Genomic DNA, 22,444 nt, shown 5'->3' with positions numbered 1-22,444 from the left:
GGCCGGAGCCGCGGCGGAGGCCTCGCGGGAGGGCCGCACAATGGAGGACATGGGCACGGAGGAGTGGGCGCGGCACTGGCGGTACGACCGGTTGCCGGACACGGACCTGCTGCGCGCCCGGTACATACGGCACACCTTCCCCAAGCACGCCCACGACGGCTACGTACTCGCCGCCGTCACCGGCGGCGTCGAGGAGATCGGGCTGCCGCAGGGCGTGGAGCGGGCCGGCGCCGGGGCCGTCGTCATGATCAACCCGGAGGTGGCGCACACCGCGCGCGCCGGTGTCCCGGAGGGCTGGGCGTACGCCACGCTCTACACCTCCTCGCGCACGGTCGCGGCCGTCGCCGCCGAGACGACGGCCATCCGGGGCACCGCGGGGTTCACCGAGCCCGTCGTGCACGACCCGGAGGCCGCGCGCCTGATCACCGAGGTGCACCGGGCCGCCGAGCAGGGCAACGCACTGGCCGCCGACACCCTGCTGCGGGTCGCCGTCACCCGGCTGCTGCACCGGAACGGCGCCGCGCTCCCCGCGCGTACGGTCCGCACGGCGGGCGCGTGCAAGGCGGCGCGCGCCCGCGAGATCCTCCTGGAGCGGATGACGGAGCCGCCCACTCTGGAGGTGCTCGCCGCGGAACTGGGGACGAGCCCGTTCTCGCTGCTGCGTGCCTTCCGCGAGCGGTACGGCATGCCGCCGCACGCCTGGCTGACCAGTGCCCGGGTCCGCCGCGCCCGCCGGCTGCTGGAGGAGGGGGCGCCGCCGGCCGAGGCGGCCGTCGCCGTCGGCTTCACCGACCAGCCGCACCTGGGACGGCACTTCCACCGGATCGTCGGCGTGCCGCCCGGCGCCTACCAGCGCGAACGCGCAAGAACGTACAAGACCGGGCGGGAGGGCCGCGCCTAGCATCGCGCCGTGCCCGAGAGGAACCAGACGCCCCAGACCGCCCCCACGGCCCAGACCACTCAGACCGCCCAGGCCCTCCGGGCCGCCCAGGCCCGCCCGGCCGGGGGGGACGCCTCCACCGCACCGCCGTCCGCCGGCGACCGCGGTGACGACCGCGGTGACGACCGCGGTGACGACAGGGCCGTGGTCCGCGACGCCCTCGGCGTCGGTGTGGCCGTGGGCCTGTCCGGGTTCGCCTTCGGGGTCACATCCGCCGGAGCCGGGCTGAGTCTCGCGCAGACCTGTGCGCTCAGCCTGCTGGTCTTCACCGGCGCTTCGCAGTTCGCCCTGGTCGGCGCGCTCGCCGCGGGCGGCAGCCCGCTCACCGCCGCTGCCGGGGCCTTCTTCCTCGGCACCCGCAACGCCTTCTACGGGCTGCGGCTGTCCTCGCTGCTGCGGCTGCCGCGCGCGGTGCGGCCGGCGGCCGCCCACCTGGTCATCGACGAGACGTCCCTGGTCGCCCTCGCCCAGCGGGACCGCCGTGCGGCGCGGATCGGGTTCGCCGTCACCGGCATCAGCCTCTACCTGCTGTGGAACCTGACCACCCTGCTCGGCGCGCTGGGTGCCGCCGCGCTCGGCGACACCGCCGCCTGGGGGCTGGACGCCGCGGGCCCGGCCGTCTTCCTGGCGCTGCTGGCGCCCATGCTGCGCACGGCGGCCGAGCGCGCCACGGCCGGGCTCGCGGTGCTGCTGGGACTTGGTCTCCTGCCGGTCCTTCCGGCCGGGGTCCCGGTGCTGGTGGCGGCGCTCGCCGCGCCCCTGGTGCTGCTGGCGCGGGGGCGGCGGGCCGGACGGCGGAACGGAGGAGAGGTCCGATGAGCCCGGAGGGCGTGTGGATCGCGATCGGGGCGACGGCCGTCGGCTGCTACCTCGTCAAGCTGCTCGGGCTGTCGGTGCCGGCCGGCGCGCTGGAGCGCCCGCTGGTGCGGCGGCTGGCGGCCCTGCTGCCCGTGGCGCTGCTGGCGGCGCTCACCGCACAGCAGACCTTCGGCGGCGAGGGCGGCGCGCTGGTGGCCGACGCCCGCGCGGGAGGCCTCGCGGCGGCGGCGGTCGCACTGGTGCTGCGCGCGCCCTTCCTGGTGGTGGTGGCCGCCGCCGTCCTGGTCACCGCGGGGCTGCGGGCCCTGGGGTAGGCCGGTTCCCCGCCCGGCCGCCCGGCTCCTCCGTCCGGGTGGGCGGATACTGGGGGGCATGCGGTTGACGGTCTTCTGGGAGCGGATGGCGGCCCACTTCGGTGAGGCGTACGCCGACTCCTTCGCACGCGATCACGTGATGTCCGAGCTGGGCGGCCGGACGGTCCACGAGGCCCTGGAGGCGGGGTGGGGGGCGAAGGAGGTCTGGCGCGCGGTCTGCGTGGCCGTGGACGTGCCCGCCGAGTTGAGGTGAGTGAGCCTCGAAGCGGCCGGGCGCGGCCTGGCGCCCGGCCGTACGAAGCACTTCCGAGCTGCTGGTTTCCCGGGTTCTCCCGGTTTTCCACAGGGAGGTGGGGCAACTTGACACAAAAATCGAACAGCCATTCTCATTGAGGAGCCGGGCTGCTGGGAACGGTGTCCGGGCCGATTGTCAGTGGCAGGCGCTAGCGTCTTTTGATGTGAAGCGATCGACTCAAGCGAACCGGGTGGCACCCATGGCAGGAAACGACCGCGAGAAGGCGCTCGACGCCGCGCTCGCACAGATTGAACGGCAGTTCGGCAAGGGCGCCGTGATGCGCCTGGGCGAGCGGCCGAACGAGCCCGTCGAGGTGATCCCGACCGGGTCGACCGCCCTGGACGTCGCCCTGGGCGTGGGCGGCCTGCCGCGCGGCCGGGTGGTGGAGGTCTACGGGCCGGAGTCCTCCGGCAAGACCACCCTGACCCTGCACGCGGTGGCCAACGCCCAGCGGATGGGCGGCACGGTCGCCTTCGTCGACGCCGAGCACGCCCTGGACCCGGAGTACGCCAAGCGGCTGGGCGTGGACGTGGACTCCCTGATCCTGTCCCAGCCCGACAACGGCGAGCAGGCGCTGGAGATCACCGACATGCTCATCCGCTCCGGCGCGCTGGACCTGATCGTGATCGACTCGGTGGCGGCCCTGGTGCCGCGCGCGGAGATCGAGGGCGAGATGGGCGACTCCCATGTGGGTCTGCAGGCGCGGCTGATGAGCCAGGCGCTGCGCAAGATCACCGGTGCGCTCAGCCAGTCCAAGACCACCGCCATCTTCATCAACCAGCTCCGCGAGAAGGTCGGCGTGATGTTCGGGTCGCCGGAGACGACCACCGGTGGCCGGGCGCTGAAGTTCTACGCCTCGGTGCGGCTGGACATCCGCCGGATCGAGACGCTCAAGGACGGCACGGAGGCGGTGGGCAACCGCACCCGGGTGAAGGTGGTCAAGAACAAGGTGGCCCCGCCGTTCAAGCAGGCGGAGTTCGACATCCTCTACGGCATCGGGATCAGCCGGGAGGGCGGGCTGATCGACATGGGGGTGGAGCACGGCTTCATCCGCAAGTCGGGCGCCTGGTACACCTATGAGGGCGACCAGTTGGGGCAGGGCAAGGAGAACGCCCGCAACTTCCTGCGCGACAACCCCGATCTGGCCAACGAGATCGAGAAGAAGATCAAGGAGAAGCTCGGCATCGGCCCGAAGACCGAGGCCCCCGAGGGCGAGCCGGGCGCGGACGCGGCCGGAGCCGAGGCCGCCCCGGCCGCGGCGGCGAAGACGGTGCCCGCACCGGCGACGCGCGCCAAGGCGGTCAAGAGCACCGCAGCGGCCAAGAGCTGAGCCGTGGCGGGGCGTCAGGGGGAGCCACCGGCGGATCCGGAGGAGCGGGCGCGGGCGATCTGCCTGCGCCTGCTCACCGGAACGCCGCGCACCCGTGGGCAACTCGCCGAGGCACTGCGCAAGCGGGAGATCCCCGAGGACGTCGCCGAGTCGGTGCTCTCCCGGCTGGAGGACGCCGGGCTGATCGACGACGCGGCGTTCGCCGATGCCTGGGTGGAGTCCCGCCACCACGGCCGGGGCCTCGCCCGACGGGCCCTCGCCCGGGAACTGCGGCACAAGGGCGTGGACTCCGAACTGATCGACCACGCGGTGGAGCAACTGGACCCGGAGCGCGAGGAGCGGACCGCCCGAGCCCTGGTGGAGCGCAAACTGCGTGCCACCAAGGGACTGGAGCGTGACAGGCGGCTGCGTCGGCTCGCCGGGATGCTGGCGCGCAAGGGCTACCCCGAGGGGCTCGCCCTCCGGGTGGTGAGGGAGGCACTGGAAGCGGAGGGGGAGGACGTGGAGGAGTACCCGCTGTACGACGCGGACTGAACCGTGCGGTACTGGCCGGCAGGATCACGGATCCGCTGCGCCCGCCTCCCCGGCCAGGGCGCCGCGTACCGCCTCGACGCAGGCGCGCAGTTCGCCGGTCCGGGCACCGGGCAGAGCGGTGACCAGATGCCCGTCCGGGCGGATCACCAGGGCGGTATGGGCGACCGCGCCCGGATAGCTCTCGGCCACCAGCAGCTCCGCGGGCACCGGCAGCCGTTCCACCACGGCGGCCAGCTCCGGCATCAACCCGGCAGACAGCCAGTGGCGGCTGTCCCACACATGGGTGCCCGGCGCGACCAGCAGCACCAGCAGCTCACTGCCCAGCCGCTCCCACAGACGCCCTCGCGCTCCGTCCAGGGCCGTCACCGGTACGTCCCGCACAGGTGATCCCGGCTCGGTCCCGACCGTGAGCGCTCCGGGGACGGTGTCCTGCCCCGGCGCCAGCGGCGAACGTCCGTAGCACGGTGACGCGCCCAGCGGCCCCCGGCCCAGATGCCCGTCCGTCAGCAGTTCCAGATGCCCTCGTGAGGCGCCGGACAGCAGGGTGCGCAGTCCTCCGCCCCCGCGTACCAGTGGCAGAGCCTGGTCCAGGGCGCGCAGCCGGGCTCCCACCGCGCCGCGCCGTTCGGCCTCGTAGCTGTCGAGCAGTTCCCCGGATGCCCGGCCGTGGAGGCACAGCGCCAGTTTCCAGGCCAGATTGACCGCGTCCCGCAACCCCTCGTCGACCGGCTGGGTGCCCAGCGCCCCCAGCAGATGCGCCGCGTCCCCGGCCAGGAAGGCCCGGCCCGAGCGCCAGTGACGCGCCAGCCGCTGATGGGCGATGTGCACACCGGTGTCCAGCAGTTCGTAGGGAGGGGCCTCCTCACACCATGCGGCCAGGGTGTCGCGTATCCGTGCCAGCAGCGCGTCCGGAGTGACCAGATCGCCGCGCGGCGGCAGCAGCCAGTCCAGCCGCCACACGCCGTTCGGCAGCGGGCGCGCCACCACCTCGCTCTCGCCGCCGGGCACGTCGCGGTGCAGCAGCGCCTCACCGTCCCAGGGCAGTTCCACGCGCAGGGCCGCCACCGCGTGCCGCTCGACGGAGGTGCGCCCGGGGAAGCGGATCCCCAGCAGCTTGCGCACCGTGGAGCGGGCGCCGTCGCAGCCCACCAGATAACTGCCCCGCCACCAGGTGCCGGCGGAGCCGGGAGCGCCGCGGGTGTGCGCCGAGACCCCCCGCTCGTCCTGCCGCAGCTCGTCCAGGCGGGCCCCGGTGACGATCTCGGCCAGTGGCTCGCGCTCCAGCGCGGCCCGCATGCCCCGCTCCAGCGCGTACTGCTGTATGTGCACCGGCGAGGTCAGAGGGTCCAGTTCGACCCGCCGCACCGGCTGCCGCCGCCGTTCGGTGCGCCACGCCGCCCACCGGGCGCCGCCCAGGGTCGCCGCGTACGCCGCCGTGTCCGGCCGCAGGACGCAGGTGCGCGCCGTGCGCTGCTCCACCTCGCCGTCACCGCCGTCCAGCACCACCGACGGCACACCGTGACGCGCCAGCGCCAGTGCCAGCGCCAGTCCGGCAGGTCCCGCGCCGACGACGATCACCGGGTCCACGACGGGCGGCCCTCGCAGTTCTCACGGTCCGGGGAGGGAAGAGGGGGTGGAGCCGATGGAGCCCGGTACACGATCACACATCGTATGCAACCTACTGCCTGTGCCCCCGTCAAGCGACGGGGGCACAGGCAGCGGGTGCGCAGCGGGCGCGGAAGGCGGGCGCGGTGCGCGGCTACTTCCGTGTGCGGGGCTCGATGTGGGGTTCGTCGAACTCCATCTCCGTGTCGGCGCCGCCGTGCAGCACGGCGCCGGTGGACCGCTTGCCGCGCCGCAGCCGTCCTTCGAGCCAGCTCGCGAAGCTGGTGAGCAGGAAGTTCAGCACGATGAAGATCAGCGCGATCACGGTGAGGGCCGCGATGGTGTTGGCGCCGTAGTTGGCGGTGATCACCCGCGTCTGGTTGAGGAGTTCGGCGTAGCCGAGCACCGCGCCGCCCAGGGCGGTGTCCTTGACGATCACCACGAGCTGACTGACCAGCGCCGGCAGCATCGCCGTGACCGCCTGCGGCAGCAGCACGTAGATCATGATCTGGCTCTTGCGCATGCCGATGGCCTTGGCCGCGTCCGTCTGGCCCGAGGGCAGGGACAGGATGCCCGCCCGCACGATCTCGGCGATGACCGAGGCGTTGTAGAGCACCAGACCGGTCACCACGGCGTACAGCGGGCGCACTTCGGAATCGATGTCGGTGAACTGCGCGTACGCCTGGTTGGCGAAGACCATCATCAGCAGCACCGGGATGGCGCGGAAGAACTCCACCACCGTGCCGACCGGCCGGCTGACCCACCGGTGCTCCGACAGCCGGCCGATGCCGAGCAGGGCGCCCAGCGGGAGGGCGATGACGATGGCCAGCACCGCGGCCTTGAGGGTGTTCAGCAGCCCGGGGATCAGATACGTCGTCCACACCCGGGAGTCGGTGACGAACGGGCTCCACTTCTCCGCGGCGAGCTGGTTCTTGCCGGCCATCGTGTCCAGGACCCACCACAGGACGAGCCCGAGGAGGACGAGGAAGACCGCCGAGTAGACCAGGTTGCGGGCCTTGGCGCGCGGCCCCGGCGCGTCGTAGAGAACGGACAGGTCACTCATCGCTTCACCGCCACGCGCTTGCTCACCCAGCCCAGCAGCATGCCGGTCGGGAGGGTCAGGACAACGAACCCGAAGGCGAAGACCGCGAAGACCAGGAAGATGGCGTCGCTCTCGATCTCCACCATCTCCTTCATCAGCAGGGCGGCCTCCGACACGCCGATGGCCGCCGCCACCGTGGTGTTCTTGGTCAGGGCGATCAGCACGTTCGCCAGGGGCGCCACGACCGACCGGAACGCCTGCGGGAGGATGATGAGGGTCAGTACCTGGAAGAACCCCAGTCCCAGCGCGCGCGCCGCCTCCGCCTGGCCGACGGGCACCGTGTTGATGCCCGAGCGCAGCGCCTCGCACACGAAGGTGGCGTGGTAGGCGATCAGGCCGAGCACCGCCAGCCGGAAACCGATCTCCTTGGAGTCGCCGCCGGCCAGTGTGATTCCCAGCGTCTGGTACAGGCCCAGGGACGTGGCCACGATGATCACCGTCAGCGGGGTGTTCCGCACGGCGTTGACGTAGACGGTGCCGAAGGTCCGCATCAGCGGCGTCGGACTGACCCGCATACCGGCCAGGATCGTCCCCCAGACCAGGGAGCCGATCGCCGAGTAGAAGGTGAGCTGCACCGTCACCCAGAAGGCTCCGAGCACGTCGTACTGCCCGGAATCAAGAAAGTCGAACACGTTCTCCCGCGCTCTCGCCTCGTCGGATGGCGTCTCGTCGGACGGCGTCGGAAGGCGCGGCACGCCGCCCGTTCGGGGGCGGCGCGCCGCGCCTGCCGTCGTCAGCTCTTCTCGGTGATCTCCGGGGCGGGCTCGTAGTCGTAGTTGGCCGGACCGAAGTGCTTGTCGGCGGCCTTCTCCCAGGAGCCGTCCTCGACCATCTTGGTGAGGGCGTCGTTGATCTGCTTCTGCAGCTCGGTGTCGCCCTTCTTCAGGCCGATGCCGTAGGACTCGTCGCTGAGGCTGAGGCCGGCGAGCTTGAACTTGCCCTGGTGCTCCTTCTGCGCCGCGTAACCGGCCAGGATGGAGTCGTCGGTGGTCAGGGCGTCGACGGCCTTGTTCTCCAGGCCGGTCAGGCACTCCGAGTAACCGCCGTACTCCTGCAGGTCGGCCTTCTGCGCGAACTTGTTCTTGACGTTCTGCGCGGAGGTGGAGCCGGTGACCGAGCAGAGCTTCAGCTCCTTGGTGTTCAGCTCGTCCTGGTTCCACGTGGAGTCGTCGTCGGCACGGACCAGGAAGTCCTGGTGGGCGATGAAGTACGGACCGGCGAAGTCGACCCGCTCCTTGCGCTCGTCGGTGATCGAGTAGGTGGCGACGATGAACTTCACATCACCGTTGGAGATCATGTTCTCCCGCTCGCCGCTGGGAGCCTCCTTCCAGGTGATGTCCTTCTCGTCGTAGCCCAGTTCCTTGGCGACGTACCTGGCCACGTCCACGTCGAAGCCGGTGTACTCGCCGTCCTGCGTCTTCAGGCCCAGGCCCGGCTGGTCGAACTTGATGCCGATGGTGATCTTGTCGCCGTCGGAGCCGCTGTCACCGCCGCCACCGCACGCGGTGGCGGTCAGGGCGAGGACGACGGCGGTGGCGGCCGCGAGGCCGGACTTGCGGAGGGTCATGGTGAACATCCCTGGAGTCGTATCGTGCAAAGGTCCGCTGAGCCGTTGCCGGATCAGTGGTGGAGGATCTTCGACAGGAAGTCCTTGGCGCGGTCGCTGCGCGGGTTGCTGAAGAACTGGTCGGGAGTGGCCTCCTCGACGATCCGCCCGTCGGCCATGAAGACCACCCGGTTCGCGGCGGAGCGGGCGAAGCCCATCTCATGGGTGACGACGATCATCGTCATGCCGCCCTGCGCGAGCTGCTGCATGACCTCCAGGACCTCGTTGATCATCTCGGGGTCGAGCGCGGAGGTCGGCTCGTCGAAGAGCATCACCTTCGGGTCCATCGCCAGCGCGCGGGCGATGGCCACGCGCTGCTGCTGACCGCCGGAGAGCTGGGCGGGGTACTTGTCGGCCTGGTTGGCCACGCCCACCCGGTCGAGCAGGGAGCGGGCCTTCTCCTCCGCCGCCTTCTTCTCGGCGCGGCGGACCTTGAGCTGGCCCAGCATGACGTTCTCCAGCACCGTCTTGTGCGCGAAGAGGTTGAACGACTGGAAGACCATGCCGACGTCGGCGCGGAGCCGGGCCAGTTCCCTGCCCTCGGCGGGCAGGGGCTTGCCGTCGATCAGGATCGTCCCGGAGTCGATCGTCTCCAGGCGGTTGATGGTGCGGCACAGCGTGGACTTCCCGGACCCCGAGGGCCCGATGACGACGACGACTTCGCCCCGCGCAATGGTCAGGTCGATGTCCTGAAGGACGTGCAGGGCACCGAAGTGCTTGTTGACATTGTCCAGGACGACCAGGTTCTCCGCCGTCGGTGCGGCGTCCTTGGTCACCGATACGTTGCTCATCGGCGTCATTCGCTCCGTCCTCGTCGGTTGAGGGGACCTTAGTGACCACCGTTGAGCAGCGTCATCCCATCTGAGCTGAACTTGAGCATAACGATTCAGCCGCAAAGGGATGTATCGCCCTAAAGGTTCACCGGTCGGCGTATCGGCTGCTTAACGTAGGGGTTCGTGCGGGCTGCGGCCCGTCGGGTCTTGACGCGCCGGGCCGGATCGGGGTGGATGACTGCCACGCCCGTGAGGGGCCGGGGAGGCGCGCGGGGGAGCACCGGGGGAGAAGAGGGGCCATGAGACTGCTGCTCGTCGAGGACGACGACCGCGTGGCCGCGGCGCTGTCCGCCGTGCTCGCCCGGCACGGTTTCGACGTGGTGCACGCCCGCGGAGGCGAGGAGGCACTGCGGCGCCTGCTCCCGGACGGCGCCGCGCCGCCCTTCGACGTGGTGCTGCTCGATCTCGGCCTGCCCGACATCGACGGCTTCGAGGTGTGCGGACGCATCCGGCGGCTGACCAGCACCCCGGTGATCATGGTCACGGCGCGGGCCGATGTGCGCTCCCGCGTCCACGGCCTCAACCTCGGCGCCGACGACTACGTGGTCAAGCCGTACGACACCGCCGAGCTCCTCGCCCGGATCCACGCCGTCAGTCGCCGCACTGCCCCCACCGCCCCCACCGCTCCGGCCGGCGCACCGGGCGACCCGGGCGCCGACCGCGCCGCGGGCGGGGAGACCGCGAGCGCCCCGGGCGCGGGGACCGGTGAGCTGCGTCTGGGGGCGCTGACCATCGAGACCGACACCCGCAGGGTCACGGTGCACGGTGAGGCGGTCCCCCTCACCCGCAAGGAGTTCGACCTGCTCGCGCTGCTCGCCCAGCGCCCCGGCGTCGTCTTCCGCCGTGAGCAGATCATCAGCGAGGTGTGGCGCACCAACTGGGAGGGCACAGGCCGCACCCTGGAGGTGCACATCGCCTCGCTCCGCTCCAAGCTGGCCCTGCCCGCCCTGATCGAGACGGTGCGCGGAGTCGGCTACCGGCTCGTCGCCCCCGCCGGCTGAGGCCGGGGCCGGGACGAAAGAGGACCGCCCGCCGTGCGCACACGCCTCCTCGCCCTCCTCATCGCCCTGATGGCCGGCGTCCTGCTCGCCCTCGGCTTCCCGCTCGCCGCGAGCATGGCCGCCGCCGAGCAGCAGAACGTCGTCATCGACCGCATCGACGACACCGCGCGCTTCGCCTCCCTGGCCCAGTACGTCACCACCCGCCCCCCGGCCCGCAGCCCCACCACCGCCGAGGCCCGCCAGCAGGACGAGCGGCTGGCGACGCTGCGCGACGAACTCGGCCGGTACCACGACCTGTACGGCATCAGGGCCGGCGTCTTCTACCGCGACGGCAGCACGATGGCCGCGGCCCCGGCGGCCTGGCGGCCCCCGCGCCAGGGGGAGGGCGCTGCGGCCTTCGCCGAGGCCCTGGCCGGGCGCCGCAGCCACGATCCGCCCCAGGTGTGGCCCTGGCAGGACGGCCGGATCGCGGTCGCCTCACCGGTCGTCCGCGACGGCGACGTCGTCGCCGTCGTCCTCACCGACTCCCCCACCGGGCCGATGCGCTCGCGCGTCCTGCACGACTGGCTGCCGCTGGCCGCCGGGGAGGCGGCCGCCATGCTCGTCGCCGTCGCCGTCGCCGTCCGGCTGACCGGCTGGGTTCTCAAACCGGTGCGTGTACTGGACAAGGCCAGCCACGACATCGCCACCGGACGGCTGACCTCCCGGGTGGCCGCCCTGAGCGGGCCGCCGGAACTCCAGCGCCTGGCCCGGTCCTTCAACGAGATGGCCGACCACGTCGAGACCGTCCTGGAGCAGCAGCGGGCCTTCGTCGCCGACGCCTCCCACCAACTGCGCAACCCGCTGGCCGCCCTGCTGCTCCGCATCGACCTGCTGGCCCTGGAGCTGCCCGAGGACAACGAGGAGATCGCCTCGGTACGGGCCGAGGGCAAGCGGCTGGCCCGGGTGCTCGACGACCTCCTCGACCTCGCGCTGGCCGAGCACACGCCCGCCGATCTGCGACTGACCGACATCGCCGCGCTCGCCGCCGAACGCGTCGCCGCCTGGCGTCCGGTGGCCGACCGCGAGGGGGTGGAGCTGCGCGCGGCCGGGCAGGGCGCGGTGACCGGCTGGGCGGACCCGGTCGCGCTCTCCAGCGCGCTGGACGCGGTCGTGGACAACGCGGTGAAGTTCACCCCCGCCGGGGAGTCGGTCACCGTCACCGTCACCGCCGGCGGCGGACGGGTGGCGGTCGAGGTCGCCGACCACGGGCCCGGCCTCACCGAGGACGAGCTGAACCGGATCGGGGACCGTTTCTGGCGCAGCGGCCGCCACCAGAACGTTTCCGGCTCCGGCCTGGGCCTGTCCATCTCCCGCGCGCTGCTCGCCGCCGGCGGGGCGGACATCTCCTTCGCCCACAACGAACCGCACGGCCTGCGCGTGGTGATCGACCTGCCGCGGAACGCGCCGGACGCGGGGTGACGCTCCAAGGCTCCGAGCGGACCGCAGCCGTGGCGCCACCGGGCGCCCCGCGTCCGTCCCGGGCCCGTCCGGGACGGGCTCCCGGGCCCGGATCAGGACTTCACGGAGCGGTAGTAGCGCTCGGCGCCCAGGTGCAGCGGGAGCGGATGGGTGTAGATGGCCGTACGCAGGTCGACCCTCTGCGCGGCGTGGACCTCGCGGCCGATGCGGTCCCGGCTGTTGATCACCGAGCGGGTCACCCCCTCGGTCAGCGCGGCGTCCGTGCCGTCCACGGTGACCAGCAGGTTCGCCACCGCGATCGTCTCCACGGCCTTGCCGTCCTGGACGGCCGGATAGGCATCGGAGGGCATCAGGGCCGCCCGGTAGGAGCGGGTCCGCGGCTCCTGCGCGTGCAGCGCCGGCACCAGGTCGCCCAGCGGGACGAGGCGGATCTCGATGGCCTCCGCGAGCTCCTCGATCGCGCCGGTCGGCAGCCCGCCCGACCAGAAGAAGGCGTCCAGCTCCCCGCGGACCAGCAGTTCCGGCATCCGGTCGATGCCCCGGAGCACCGGCTGGACGTCCTCGTCGGGGTCCAGGCCGGCGGCCTTCAGCAGCCGGCCCGCGATCAGGTTGACGCCTGAGCGCCGCTGCCCGAGTCCGACCCGCAGCCCCTCCAGGTCCTCGGCGGCGCGCACCGGCGAGTCGGCCGGTACGACGAGCTGGATGTAGTCGTCGTACAGCCGCGCGCAGGCCCGCAGCCGGTCGGCGCCCTCTCCGCCGGAGTTGACGTAGGCGGCGACCGCGTCGGCCGCGGCGATGGTGAAGGATGCCTCGCCGGAGACCAGCCGCTCGATGTTCTGCACCGAGCCCTGGCTGGGCACGAGGGTCACGTCCACCTCGGGCAGGTCGCGGCCCAGCTGCTCCTTCAGCAACTCCCCGTAGCGTTCGTAGACCCCGCCCCGGGCGCCGGTGGTGAAGACGACCTGGCCGCCGGGCGCCGGACCGCCGCCGGGCAGCAGCCACCACAGCAGCAGCGCGAGCACGGCCGCCGCGGCCGCGGCGGCCGCCGACGGCCGCCGCGCCCACGGGCGCCGCACGTGCGGAGAGACCATGCCCTCGATCCTGCCAGGACCGGTGTGCGGAAGGGAGGGGCGGGGCGGGCCCGGGAGCACGTACCCTGTCGACTGAGATGAGTGCGAAGACTTACCAGGTGCGCACCTACGGGTGCCAGATGAACGTCCACGACTCCGAGCGCCTGTCGGGCCTGCTGGAGGACGCGGGCTATGTCCGGGCTCCCGGGGACGCCGACGACGCCGACGTGGTCGTCTTCAACACCTGCGCGGTGCGGGAGAACGCCGACAACAAGCTGTACGGCAACCTCGGCCACCTCGCCCCGAAGAAGGCGTCCAGGCCGGGCATGCAGATCGCGGTCGGAGGTTGCCTGGCGCAGAAGGACCGCGACACCATCGTGCGGCGCGCGCCCTGGGTCGACGTGGTCTTCGGCACCCACAACATCGGCAGTCTGCCGGTACTGCTGGAGCGCGCCCGCGTCCGGCAGGAGGCGCAGGTCGAGATCGCCGAGTCGCTGGAGGCGTTCCCCTCCACGCTGCCGACCCGGCGCGAGAGCGCGTACGCCGCCTGGGTCTCCATCTCGGTCGGCTGCAACAACACCTGCACGTTCTGCATCGTCCCCGCGCTGCGCGGCAAGGAGAAGGACCGCCGGCCCGGCGACATCCTGGCCGAGGTCGAGGCGCTGGTCGCCGAGGGCGTCACCGAGATCACCCTGCTGGGGCAGAACGTCAACGCCTACGGGTCCGACATCGGCGACCGGGAGGCGTTCTCCAAGCTGCTGCGCGCCTGCGGGAAGGTCGAGGGGCTGGAGCGGGTCCGCTTCACCTCCCCGCACCCGCGCGACTTCACCGACGACGTCATCGCCGCCATGGCCGAGACGGAGAACGTGATGCCGCAGCTGCACATGCCGCTGCAGTCCGGCTCCGACCGCGTGCTGAAGGCGATGCGCCGCTCCTACCGGCAGGAGCGATTCCTGGGCATCATCGAGAAGGTCCGGTCCGCGATCCCCGACGCCGCGATCTCCACCGACATCATCGTGGGCTTCCCCGGCGAGACCGAGGAGGACTTCGAGCAGACCCTCCACGTCGTCCGCGAGGCCCGTTTCGCGCAGGCGTTCACCTTCCAGTACTCCAAGCGCCCCGGCACCCCGGCCGCCGAGATGGACGGGCAGGTCCCCAAGGAGGCCGTGCAGGCGCGGTACGAGCGCCTGGTGGCCCTCCAGGAGGAGATCTCCTGGGCCGAGAACAAGAAGCAGGTCGGGCGGACGCTGGAGGTCATGGTCGCCGAGGGCGAGGGCCGCAAGGACGGCGCCACGCGGCGGCTGTCCGGCCGTGCCCCCGACAACCGCCTGGTCCACTTCACCCGCCCCGACGAGGACGTGCCGCGCCCGGGGGACATGGCCACCGTCGGGATCACCTATGCCGCCCCGCACCACCTGCTGGCCGAGGGCGCGGTGCTGGGGGTTCGGCGCACCCGCGCGGGAGACGCCTGGGAGCGGCGCAACGCCGCGCCCGAGCCGAAGCCCCGGGGCGTGATGCTCGGGCTGCCGACCGTAGGGGTCCCCGAGCCGCTGCCCGCCGCGCCGGGCGGCTGCACCGCCGGCTGACGCGTCCGCCTTCCGGCGCGCACCCGCGCGCAGGCCCGGCGTACACGCTCCGACCGTGAGCCGGTTGTACGCCGGGTGTGCGCTGGTCAGGCGTGTACGAGCCCCCTGCGCGCCCGACCGCGGGAGGGCCTCGGGGCGGTAGGCTGCGCGCCATGCTTGTCGCCGCAGCCGTATGCCCCTGCCCGCCGCTGCTGGTGCCCGAGGTGGCGGGAGGCGCCGCGCACGAGATGGACGACGCCCGGGCCGCCTGCTACGACGCGGTCGCCGTCCTGGCCGCCGCGCGTCCCGACCGGCTCGTCGTCGTCGGCGCCGCGGAGCCGGCGGGCCGGGGCAGGTATCCGCAGGGCGCCACCGGCTCCTTCCGCCCCTTCGGTGTCGATCTGGAGGTCCGGCTGGGCGAGGGCCCGCCCGCCGGACATCCGCTGCCGCCGTCCCTGGCCGTCGGCGCCTGGCTGCTGGAGCGCACGCGCTGGAGCGCGGCGCCCGTGGAGGGGCTCGGCGTGGGGGAGCCGCTGCCGAGGGAGCACTGTGCGCGGACCGGGCGGGAACTGGCCGCCTCGGCGGAGCGCGTCGCGCTGCTGGCGATGGGCGACGGCAGCGCCTGCCGGACGATCAAGGCGCCGGGGTACTTCGACGAGCGCGCCCCCGCCTTCGACGCGGACGCGGCCCGCGCCCTGGGCGCCGCCGACCCCGCCGGGCTGCTGGCCCTCGACGAGGAACTGGCCTACGAGCTGAAGGCGTCCGGCCGGGCCTGCTGGCAGGTGCTGGCCGGCGCGGCCGAGGGCGCGGGGCTCCAGGGGCGGCTGCTGTACGACCAGGCGCCCTACGGTGTCGGTTATCTGGTGTCGAGCTGGTCGTAGGCCGCCCGCCCGTCTCCGCCCGCCCCCCGCACGCGGCGGGGCGGTGGCCGCTCAGGCGGCGGGGCCGGCGGTGTCCCCCTTCTCGTCCCTCTCACGGGTCATCCGCTCCCGCGCCTCCTGGATCTTCGCGTCGCGGGTCCCGGTGCTGCGCCGGTGCCTGCCTCCGGTCCCGCCGCCGGATGTCTCCCCGGCCTTCCCGCCGTGCCGGCCGACCATGTTCTTGACCCTGTCCATGATGCCCATGACGGTCACTCCGTTCTCTCGCGCTCTCCGGCGGCTCCCGCCCCGAGACGGAGCCCGTGGTCCGCTCCGGCTCCGCGGATGGGGCGGGAAGGGACGGGGACGTTCTTCCGAGCCGCCTCCGAATCACGAGGAATGAGGTGAATGATGCGAATGCCCCCATATACACCACAGACCTTACCCGCGCGGTCGCGATTCCGCGCCCCGCGGAGCGGCGCACCGGCCCGCGCTCCGGTGTCCGGCCCGGGTGTACGGAGCGCGGACCGGTGGAACACGGCGGCGGCCGCGGACGAGGGGCCGCGCAGCCCGTTCGGAGCCCTCCCCGCGTGTTTGCGAGACTTGGGCCGTGAGCAGCTCACCCCCCACTCCCCGTGTCATCGCCGTGGTCGGCCCCACCGCGGCCGGAAAGTCCGACCTGGGCGTCGCCCTCGCCAGGCACCTCGGCGGCGAGGTGATCAACGCCGACTCCATGCAGCTCTACCGGGGCATGGACATCGGCACCGCCAAGCTGACGCAGGAGGAGCGCCAGGGCGTTCCGCACCACCTCATGGACATCTGGGACGTCACGGTCACCGCCAGCGTCGCCGAGTACCAGCGCCTGGCCCGTGCCGAGATCGACCGCCTGCTCGCCCGGGGGCGCACCCCCGTGCTCGTGGGCGGGTCCGGGCTCTACGTGCGCGGCGCCGTCGACGCACTGGAGTTCCCCGGCACCGACCCGGCCGTGCGGGCCCGGCTGGAGGACGAGCTGGCCGAGTCCGGCTCCGGGGCGCTGCACGCCCGGCTCGCCGCCGTCGACCCCGAGGCGGCCCGCGCGATCCTGCCCGGCAACGGCCGCCGGATCGTCCGCGCCCTGGAGGTCATCGAGATCACCGGCCGCCCCTTCACCGCCAATCTCCCCGGCCCCGAATCCGTCTACGACACCCTCCAGATCGGGGTCGACGTCGGGCGCCCCGAACTCGACGAGCGGATCGCCCGCCGGGTCGACCGGATGTGGGAGGCCGGGCTGGTCGAGGAGGTGCGCGAGCTGGAGCGCGCCGGACTGCGGGAGGGCCGTACGGCCTCGCGGGCCCTGGGCTACCAGCAGATCCTGGCCGCCCTGGCAGGCGAGTGCACCGAGGACGAGGCGCGTGCCGAGACCGTACGCGCCACCAAGCGCTTCGCACGCCGCCAGGACTCCTGGTTCCGCCGCGACCCGCGCGTCCACTGGCTCAGCGGCGCGGCGGACGACCGCGGCGAACTCCCCGACCGGGCTCTGGCCCTCCTCGAACGAGCGGTCACAGCCTGATCACGTGATGGCATCGGGACGCCCAGCGGGCGCTGGACGGCCGTCCTGGCGTGCCATCATCGAGCATCGGCGAGCATCGACCGTCGATTGAGCCGCAGAGCCGGGAGTTGGGAGGGCACGTGGCGATGGAGGCCGGCCCTCGCAACAGCGACGAACCGGTCGTCGAGCAGCTCCGCGCCGACGGCGCGGCCGTCGGCGGCCCGGGCGGCCTGGACGGCGTGGGCCCACCGGAGGACGGGGACGGCCTCGAGGCGCTGGAGGAGGCGTCCGCCGAGGGGGACGAGTCCTACGGCGAGCTCCGCCCGCCCCGGAAACTGCGGCTGTGGCAGCTCGCCCCGATCGTGGGCCTGGGCGCGGCCGGCTCGCTGATGTTCGCCTTCCCGCTCGCCTTCGGGCTCGGCGAGGGCGGGGCGGTGGTCGCCATGCTCGGGCTTCTCCTCAGCTGCTGCGCCGCCGGCTGGGGCATGATGGCCGCCCGCCGCGTCGGCCTCGCCTGGCCGGGGTTGCCGCCGCGCGGCTCCGGCGAGCGCCCCGACTGGCGTCTGGTCGCCCTGTACGCGCTGGTCACCGCCACCCTCGTGGCGCTGGCCGTCTGGCGCGTCGCCCGGCTCCGCTAGTCCGGCCCGTCCGGCCCCACTGCCCCGGCGGCCCGTCCGGCGGCCGGGCCCGCCCCCGTACGATGGGCACCGTGAACAGCGCAGCAGGGACCGCAGGCACGCCCGTGCCGTTCCTCAAGGGGCACGGCACCGAGAACGACTTCGTGATCATCCCCGACCCGGACGGGGTGCTGGAGCTGCCCGCCGAGACCGTGGCCCGGCTGTGCGACCGGCGCGCCGGGATCGGCGGGGACGGCCTGCTGCGGGTGGTGCGCTCCGCCGCCCACCCCGAGGCGCGCTCGATGGCCGGCGAGGCCGAGTGGTTCATGGACTACCGCAACGCCGACGGCAGCGTCGCGGAGATGTGCGGCAACGGCGTACGGGTCTTCGCGCGCTACCTCCAGCGCGCCGGGCTGGCCGGGGCCGGCGACCTCGCCGTCGCCACCCGGGCCGGTGTGCGCCGGGTGCGTCTTGCCGGGGACGGCGGCGTCACCGTCCACATGGGCGCCGCCAAGCTGCCCGGCGGCACGGAGACGGACGTCACCGTCACGGTGGGGGAGCGCAGCTGGCCCGCGCTCAACGTCGACATGGGCAACCCGCACGCCGTCGCCTTCGTCGACGACCTCGCCCACGCCGGCGACCTGTACACCGCCCCGGCCGTGGCTCCGGCCGCCGCCTACCCCGAGGGCGTCAACGTCGAGTTCGCCGTCGGCCGGGGGCCGCGCCACGTGGCCCTGCGGGTGCACGAGCGCGGTTCCGGCGAGACCCGCTCCTGCGGTACGGGCGCCTGCGCGGTCATGGTCGCCGCCGCCCGCCGCGACGGCGCGGACCCGGCCGCGGACGGCACTCCGGTCACCTACACCGTCGACGTCCCCGGCGGGCGGCTGGTGATCACCGAACACCCGGACGGCGGTGTCGAGATGACCGGCCCCGCCGTGATCGTGGCCGAGGGCACGATCGACCCCGGCCTGCTCGGCTCCCCGAGGGCTGACCGCTCGAACGGGTGATCCCGGCCACTGAGGGCGGGAGGCGGCACGCGGCGTGTGGGAGGCTCGGTAGGATCAAGCCCCCCGGCGCAGTGGGAGGTGCCATGAGCGCAGTACGGAGCCTTCGCAAGCTCGGTCGTGCGGCCCTCCTGGGCCCGTCGCCCCGCCACGCCCTCCCCGACGCCATCGAGCACGTGGCCAAGGCGCACCGCGCCCACCACCCCGGCGCCGACCTCGACATCCTGCGCCGCGCCTACGTCCTGGCGGAGTCCTCGCACCGGGGGCAGACGCGCAAGAGCGGCGAGCCCTACATCACCCACCCCCTGGCCGTCACCCTGATCCTGGCCGAACTCGGCGCCGAGACCACGACCTTGACGGCCTCCCTGCTCCACGACACCGTCGAGGACACCGATGTGACGCTGGAACAGGTGCGGGCGGAGTTCGGCGAGGAGGTGGGCTACCTCGTCGACGGCGTCACCAAACTGGAGAAGGTCGACTACGGCGCCGCCGCCGAACCGGAGACCTTCCGCAAGATGCTGGTGGCCACCGGCAACGACGTGCGGGTGATGTCCATCAAGCTCGCCGACCGGCTGCACAACATGCGCACCCTGGGCGTGATGCGGCCCGAGAAGCAGGCGCGCATCGCCCGCGTCACCCGCGACGTGCTGATCCCGCTGGCCGAGCGGCTGGGCGTGCAGGCGCTCAAGACCGAGCTGGAGGACCTGGTCTTCGCCGTCCTCCACCCCGAGGAGTACGCCCGCACCCGGGAGCTGATCCGCGCCCACAACGCCGGCGCCGACCCGCTGGCCGAGATCGCCGAATCGGTGCGGGCCGTACTGCGCGAGGCGGACATCGCGGCCGAGGTCCTCATCCGGCCGCGGCACTTCCTCTCCGTCCACCGGGCCCGCGCCAAACGCGGCGAGCTGGGGCCCTGCGACTTCGGGCGACTGCTGATCCTGGTCGCCGAGAACGCGGACTGCTACGCGGTCCTGGGGGAACTGCACACCTGCTTCACGCCGATGATGTCGGAGTTCAAGGACTTCATCGCCGTGCCGAAGTTCAACCTGTACCAGTCACTGCACACCGCCGTCGCCGACACCTCAGGGCGAGTGGCCGAGGTCCTGGTCCGCACCCGCCGGATGCACCGGGTCGCCGAGGCCGGGGTGATCGCCCTGGGCGACCCGCACCGGACCTCCGGCGCCCCCCACGCCGACCCCGTCGGCGAGGCGGCCGCCGCGGACGACGGACGCGCCGACCCCACCCGCCCCGGCTGGCTGGAACGGCTGCTGGAGTGGCAGAGCCACGCGCCCGACCCGGACACCTTCTGGGCCGAGCTGCGCGACGACCTCGCCCAGGACCGCGAGATCACCGTCTTCTGCACCGACCCGGGCGGTCCCGGCCGGACCGCCGCCCTCCACCTGCCCGCGGGCGCCACCTGCGTGGACGCCGCCTACGCCCGCTACGGCGCGGCCGGGCACGCCCTGGTCGGCGCCCGGGTGGACGGACGGCTCGCGGCACTGGGCACCGTGCTGAGCGACGGCGACTCGCTGCAGCTGCTGATGGCTCCCGAGGGCACGTCCGGCCCCTCCCCCCAGTGGCTGGAGCACGCCCGCACCCCCACCGCGCGGATCGCCATCCGCACCTGGCTCGACGCCTGCGCGGAGGACGGCGAGGGGGCGGAGGGCGAGCGGACGGAGGGCACGGGCGGGGAGGCCCGTACGGCACCGCCGGCCGCGCCCCGGACGCCCCTTCACCCTCCTGCCGCTGCCGCTTCCGCCGTCGAGTCCGACGCCCCCGGCCGGACCGTGCAGCCCCGTGACAGGTCCGCGGCCGTGGTCGGGCTGCCCGGAGCCCTGGTGCGGCTGGCCCGCTGCTGCACGCCCGTGCCGCCCGACGCCGTGGTCGGCTTCGCGGTACGCGGCGGTGCGGTGACCGTGCACCGGGAGGGCTGCCCCACCGTGGCCCGGATGACCGCCGCCGGCCGCGGGACCGTGGCCGTGCGGTGGCAGGACTCCGGCGCCGGCTGCCGGGTGACGCTGCACGCCGAGTCGCTGAGCCGCCCGCACCTCCTCGCCGATCTGACCGAGGCCATCGCGGCGGAAGGAGCCGCCGTGGTCTCCGCCGAGGTCGAGCCGCCCAGGGAGCACCGGGTGCGGCACACCTACACCCTGTGGCTGGAGGACGCCGGCGAGCTGCCCCGGCTGATGCGGGCCATGCGGGAGGTGCCCGGCGTCTACGACGTCGTCCGGGCCACCCGCCCCCAGTCCTGAGGAGCCCGTTCCGGGGAGCCCGGTCCGCCCGGAAGGGCGGACCGTCGCGCAAACCAGGTGACGGCCGGGCCGCACCGTGCCACCATCATCGTGTCCGGAGCGGGCCGCGGCCCGCGTCGGCGTCCGTGCCCGCAGCGGGAATGTTCCGGGCGCCGCGCACGTTGACCCGGATACCTTCACTCCATCGACGTAAGGACTCACTTGACCTTCTCTTCCTCCCTTCCGCAGAACGGCCAGCGCCTCGCCGAGACGTACCGCCGAGCCGACGCCCTGATGGAGGAGGACGTCGCTTGGAGTCACGAGATCGACGGCGAGCGCGACGGCGACCAGTACGACCGCTCCGAGCGTGCGGCCCTGCGCCGCGTCGCGGGCCTTTCCACCGAGCTCCAGGACGTCACCGAGGTCGAGTACCGGCAGCTGCGGCTGGAACGCGTGGTGCTCGTGGGAGTGTGGACCTCCGGGACGGTGCAGGACGCCGAGAACTCCCTCGCGGAGCTCGCCGCCCTCGCCGAGACCGCCGGCGCACTCGTCCTCGACGGTGTGATCCAGCGCCGCGACAAGCCGGACCCGGCCACCTACATCGGCTCCGGCAAGGCGCAGGAACTGCGCGACATCGTGGTCGAGACGGCGGCCGACACCGTCGTGTGCGACGGTGAGCTCAGCCCCGGCCAGCTCATCCACCTCGAGGACGTCGTCAAGGTCAAGGTGGTGGACCGCACCGCCCTGATCCTCGACATCTTCGCCCAGCACGCCAAGTCCCGGGAGGGCAAGGCGCAGGTCTCGCTCGCGCAGATGCAGTACATGCTGCCCAGGCTGCGGGGCTGGGGTCAGTCGCTGTCCCGGCAGATGGGCGGCGGCGGCTCCGGGTCCTCGGGCGGTGGCATGGCCACCCGCGGTCCCGGTGAGACCAAGATCGAGACGGACCGGCGGCGGATCCGCGAGAAGATGGCGAAGATGCGCCGGGAGATCGCGGAGATGAAGACCGGCCGCGACGTCAAGCGGCAGGAGCGGCGCCGCAACAAGGTGCCGTCGGTCGCCATCGCCGGATACACCAACGCGGGCAAGTCCTCGCTGCTCAACCGCCTCACGGGCGCGGGCGTGCTGGTGGAGAACGCGCTGTTCGCCACCCTCGACCCGACCGTGCGCCGCGCCGAGACCCCCAGCGGGCGGGCGTACACCCTGGCCGACACCGTCGGCTTCGTACGCCATCTGCCGCACCACCTCGTCGAGGCGTTCCGCTCCACGATGGAGGAGGTCGGCGACGCCGATCTGATCCTGCACGTGGTCGACGGCTCGCACCCGGCGCCGGAGGAGCAGCTCGCCGCCGTGCGCGAGGTGATCCGGGACGTCGGCGCGACGGACGTGCCCGAGATCGTGGTGGTCAACAAGGCGGACGCGGCCGATCCGCTCACCCTGGCACGGCTGCTGCGCGCCGAGAAGCACGCCATCGCCGTCTCCGCCCGCACCGGGCAGGGCGTCGACGAGCTGCTGGAGCTGATCGACCGGGAGCTGCCGCGCCCGGCCGTGGAGCTGACGGTGCTGGTGCCCTACACCCGCGGCGACCTGGTCTCCCGGGTCCACGCCGACGGGGAGGTCGTCTCCGAGGAGCACACCGAGGGCGGCACGCTGCTTAAGGCCCGTGTCCACGAGGAACTGGCCGCCGAGCTCAGGGCGTACGTCACCGCGGGCACGGGAGCCTGAGCTCCCGCGC

General features: G+C 73.2%; 21 protein-coding genes and 1 pseudogene. 15 read left to right on the top strand and 7 right to left on the bottom strand.

Going from position 1 to position 22,444, the window contains the following annotated elements; translation table 11 throughout:
- The first annotated feature begins 49 nt into the window (after positions 1–49).
- The 6 genes and pseudogenes from QPK52_RS06465 to recX all read left to right on the top strand — a co-directional run.
- The gene (locus tag QPK52_RS06465; RefSeq protein ID WP_410536056.1) at positions 50–901 is read left to right on the top strand and encodes a helix-turn-helix domain-containing protein; all 852 of its coding nucleotides are present in this window, start codon (positions 50–52) and stop codon (positions 899–901) included.
- A 183-nt stretch (positions 902–1,084) separates the two neighbouring features.
- Positions 1,085–1,759 (top strand): AzlC family ABC transporter permease, encoded by a 675-nt coding sequence (locus QPK52_RS06460; protein ID WP_410540234.1) that lies wholly within the window; start codon positions 1,085–1,087, stop codon positions 1,757–1,759.
- Positions 1,756–2,073, top strand: a complete 318-nt coding sequence (locus QPK52_RS06455) for an AzlD domain-containing protein (RefSeq protein WP_410536055.1) — start codon at positions 1,756–1,758, stop codon at positions 2,071–2,073. Before QPK52_RS06460 ends, QPK52_RS06455 begins: the two co-directional genes overlap by 4 nt.
- A gap of 58 nt (positions 2,074–2,131) precedes the next feature.
- On the top strand, positions 2,132–2,326 hold the full coding sequence (locus QPK52_RS06450) for a DUF3046 domain-containing protein (protein ID WP_093663386.1): 195 nt from the start codon (positions 2,132–2,134) through the stop codon (positions 2,324–2,326).
- Between the two features lie 241 nt (positions 2,327–2,567).
- The gene (recA, locus tag QPK52_RS06445; RefSeq protein ID WP_410536054.1) at positions 2,568–3,698 is read left to right on the top strand and encodes a recombinase RecA; all 1,131 of its coding nucleotides are present in this window, start codon (positions 2,568–2,570) and stop codon (positions 3,696–3,698) included.
- Positions 3,698–4,232, top strand: a pseudogene (recX, locus tag QPK52_RS06440) (recombination regulator RecX); the annotation flags it as partial. The gene recA and the pseudogene recX, both read left to right, overlap by 1 nt.
- A gap of 24 nt (positions 4,233–4,256) precedes the next feature.
- Here the strand turns inward: recX and QPK52_RS06435 are convergent.
- From QPK52_RS06435 to QPK52_RS06415, 5 genes are all read right to left on the bottom strand, one after another.
- On the bottom strand, positions 4,257–5,819 hold the full coding sequence (locus QPK52_RS06435; protein WP_410536053.1) for an FAD-dependent monooxygenase: 1,563 nt from the start codon (positions 5,817–5,819) through the stop codon (positions 4,257–4,259).
- 172 nt (positions 5,820–5,991) lie between these two features.
- Entirely contained in the window at positions 5,992–6,900 is a 909-nt protein-coding gene (locus tag QPK52_RS06430; protein ID WP_410536052.1) for an amino acid ABC transporter permease, read from the bottom strand.
- A complete protein-coding gene (locus tag QPK52_RS06425; protein ID WP_410536051.1) occupies positions 6,897–7,571 on the bottom strand; it encodes an amino acid ABC transporter permease in 675 nt (224 codons plus the stop codon). Before QPK52_RS06425 ends, QPK52_RS06430 begins: the two co-directional genes overlap by 4 nt.
- 101 nt (positions 7,572–7,672) lie before the next feature.
- A complete protein-coding gene (locus tag QPK52_RS06420; RefSeq protein ID WP_410540233.1) occupies positions 7,673–8,506 on the bottom strand; it encodes a glutamate ABC transporter substrate-binding protein in 834 nt (277 codons plus the stop codon).
- 53 nt (positions 8,507–8,559) lie between these two features.
- Positions 8,560–9,336: an amino acid ABC transporter ATP-binding protein gene (locus QPK52_RS06415; protein WP_410536050.1), complete on the bottom strand. Its 777-nt coding sequence runs from the start codon at positions 9,334–9,336 to the stop codon at positions 8,560–8,562.
- A gap of 281 nt (positions 9,337–9,617) precedes the next feature.
- Here QPK52_RS06415 and QPK52_RS06410 point away from each other — a divergent pair, with 281 nt between their 5' ends.
- Together QPK52_RS06410 and QPK52_RS06405 are read left to right on the top strand one after the other, a co-directional pair.
- Entirely contained in the window at positions 9,618–10,379 is a 762-nt protein-coding gene (locus QPK52_RS06410) for a response regulator transcription factor (RefSeq protein ID WP_410536049.1), read from the top strand.
- A gap of 33 nt (positions 10,380–10,412) precedes the next feature.
- A complete protein-coding gene (locus QPK52_RS06405; RefSeq protein ID WP_410536048.1) occupies positions 10,413–11,840 on the top strand; it encodes a sensor histidine kinase in 1,428 nt (475 codons plus the stop codon).
- Between the two features lie 92 nt (positions 11,841–11,932).
- On the opposite strand, the gene QPK52_RS06400 is transcribed toward QPK52_RS06405, so the two are convergent.
- Positions 11,933–12,931, bottom strand: coding sequence for a TAXI family TRAP transporter solute-binding subunit (locus QPK52_RS06400; RefSeq protein ID WP_410536047.1), 999 nt, complete (start codon positions 12,929–12,931; stop codon positions 11,933–11,935).
- A gap of 77 nt (positions 12,932–13,008) precedes the next feature.
- Between QPK52_RS06400 and miaB the strand changes: the two genes are divergently transcribed.
- Both miaB and QPK52_RS06390 read left to right on the top strand, forming a co-directional pair.
- Positions 13,009–14,496, top strand: a complete 1,488-nt coding sequence (miaB, locus tag QPK52_RS06395; RefSeq protein ID WP_410536046.1) for a tRNA (N6-isopentenyl adenosine(37)-C2)-methylthiotransferase MiaB — start codon at positions 13,009–13,011, stop codon at positions 14,494–14,496.
- 152 nt (positions 14,497–14,648) lie between these two features.
- Positions 14,649–15,356, top strand: coding sequence for a class III extradiol dioxygenase subunit B-like domain-containing protein (locus QPK52_RS06390; RefSeq protein WP_410536045.1), 708 nt, complete (start codon positions 14,649–14,651; stop codon positions 15,354–15,356).
- A 51-nt stretch (positions 15,357–15,407) separates the two neighbouring features.
- Here QPK52_RS06390 and QPK52_RS06385 read toward each other — a convergent pair whose 3' ends face one another.
- Positions 15,408–15,599: a hypothetical protein gene (locus QPK52_RS06385; RefSeq protein WP_410536044.1), complete on the bottom strand. Its 192-nt coding sequence runs from the start codon at positions 15,597–15,599 to the stop codon at positions 15,408–15,410.
- A gap of 343 nt (positions 15,600–15,942) precedes the next feature.
- Between QPK52_RS06385 and miaA the strand changes: the two genes are divergently transcribed.
- From miaA to hflX, 5 genes are all read left to right on the top strand, one after another.
- Positions 15,943–16,881: a tRNA (adenosine(37)-N6)-dimethylallyltransferase MiaA gene (gene miaA, locus QPK52_RS06380; RefSeq protein ID WP_410536043.1), complete on the top strand. Its 939-nt coding sequence runs from the start codon at positions 15,943–15,945 to the stop codon at positions 16,879–16,881.
- Positions 16,882–17,006: 125 nt separating this feature from the next.
- Positions 17,007–17,498, top strand: coding sequence for a hypothetical protein (locus QPK52_RS06375; RefSeq protein ID WP_410540232.1), 492 nt, complete (start codon positions 17,007–17,009; stop codon positions 17,496–17,498).
- Positions 17,499–17,560: 62 nt separating this feature from the next.
- Positions 17,561–18,484, top strand: a complete 924-nt coding sequence (gene dapF / locus QPK52_RS06370; RefSeq protein WP_410536042.1) for a diaminopimelate epimerase — start codon at positions 17,561–17,563, stop codon at positions 18,482–18,484.
- 83 nt (positions 18,485–18,567) lie between these two features.
- Positions 18,568–20,733, top strand: coding sequence for a RelA/SpoT family protein (locus tag QPK52_RS06365; protein WP_410536041.1), 2,166 nt, complete (start codon positions 18,568–18,570; stop codon positions 20,731–20,733).
- Between the two features lie 201 nt (positions 20,734–20,934).
- The gene (gene hflX, locus QPK52_RS06360) at positions 20,935–22,434 is read left to right on the top strand and encodes a GTPase HflX (protein ID WP_410536040.1); all 1,500 of its coding nucleotides are present in this window, start codon (positions 20,935–20,937) and stop codon (positions 22,432–22,434) included.
- Positions 22,435–22,444: the final 10 nt, after the last annotated feature.

Source organism: Streptomyces sp. KL2 (assembly GCF_046529545.1).
Taxonomy (GTDB): Bacteria; Actinomycetota; Actinomycetes; order Streptomycetales; family Streptomycetaceae; genus Streptomyces; species Streptomyces radiopugnans.
Note: the sequence above shows the minus strand (reverse complement) of the source record. Positions and strands in the feature narration are given on the sequence as shown.

Excerpts from the sequence above, each read along its gene's own strand:
- QPK52_RS06465 (WP_410536056.1), top strand. The coding sequence starts at position 50 with ATGGGCACGGAGGAGTGGGCGCGGCACTGGCGGTACGACCGGTTGCCG.
- QPK52_RS06455 (WP_410536055.1), top strand. The coding sequence starts at position 1,756 with ATGAGCCCGGAGGGCGTGTGGATCGCGATCGGGGCGACGGCCGTCGGC.
- QPK52_RS06450 (WP_093663386.1), top strand. The coding sequence starts at position 2,132 with ATGCGGTTGACGGTCTTCTGGGAGCGGATGGCGGCCCACTTCGGTGAG.
- recA (WP_410536054.1), top strand. The coding sequence starts at position 2,568 with ATGGCAGGAAACGACCGCGAGAAGGCGCTCGACGCCGCGCTCGCACAG.
- QPK52_RS06430 (WP_410536052.1), bottom strand. The coding sequence starts at position 6,900 with ATGAGTGACCTGTCCGTTCTCTACGACGCGCCGGGGCCGCGCGCCAAG.
- QPK52_RS06420 (WP_410540233.1), bottom strand. The coding sequence starts at position 8,506 with ATGACCCTCCGCAAGTCCGGCCTCGCGGCCGCCACCGCCGTCGTCCTC.
- QPK52_RS06415 (WP_410536050.1), bottom strand. The coding sequence starts at position 9,336 with ATGAGCAACGTATCGGTGACCAAGGACGCCGCACCGACGGCGGAGAAC.
- QPK52_RS06410 (WP_410536049.1), top strand. The coding sequence starts at position 9,618 with ATGAGACTGCTGCTCGTCGAGGACGACGACCGCGTGGCCGCGGCGCTG.
- QPK52_RS06400 (WP_410536047.1), bottom strand. The coding sequence starts at position 12,931 with ATGGTCTCTCCGCACGTGCGGCGCCCGTGGGCGCGGCGGCCGTCGGCG.
- miaB (WP_410536046.1), top strand. The coding sequence starts at position 13,009 with ATGAGTGCGAAGACTTACCAGGTGCGCACCTACGGGTGCCAGATGAAC.
- QPK52_RS06390 (WP_410536045.1), top strand. The coding sequence starts at position 14,649 with ATGCTTGTCGCCGCAGCCGTATGCCCCTGCCCGCCGCTGCTGGTGCCC.
- QPK52_RS06385 (WP_410536044.1), bottom strand. The coding sequence starts at position 15,599 with ATGGGCATCATGGACAGGGTCAAGAACATGGTCGGCCGGCACGGCGGG.
- QPK52_RS06375 (WP_410540232.1), top strand. The coding sequence starts at position 17,007 with ATGGAGGCCGGCCCTCGCAACAGCGACGAACCGGTCGTCGAGCAGCTC.
- dapF (WP_410536042.1), top strand. The coding sequence starts at position 17,561 with ATGGGCACCGTGAACAGCGCAGCAGGGACCGCAGGCACGCCCGTGCCG.
- QPK52_RS06365 (WP_410536041.1), top strand. The coding sequence starts at position 18,568 with ATGAGCGCAGTACGGAGCCTTCGCAAGCTCGGTCGTGCGGCCCTCCTG.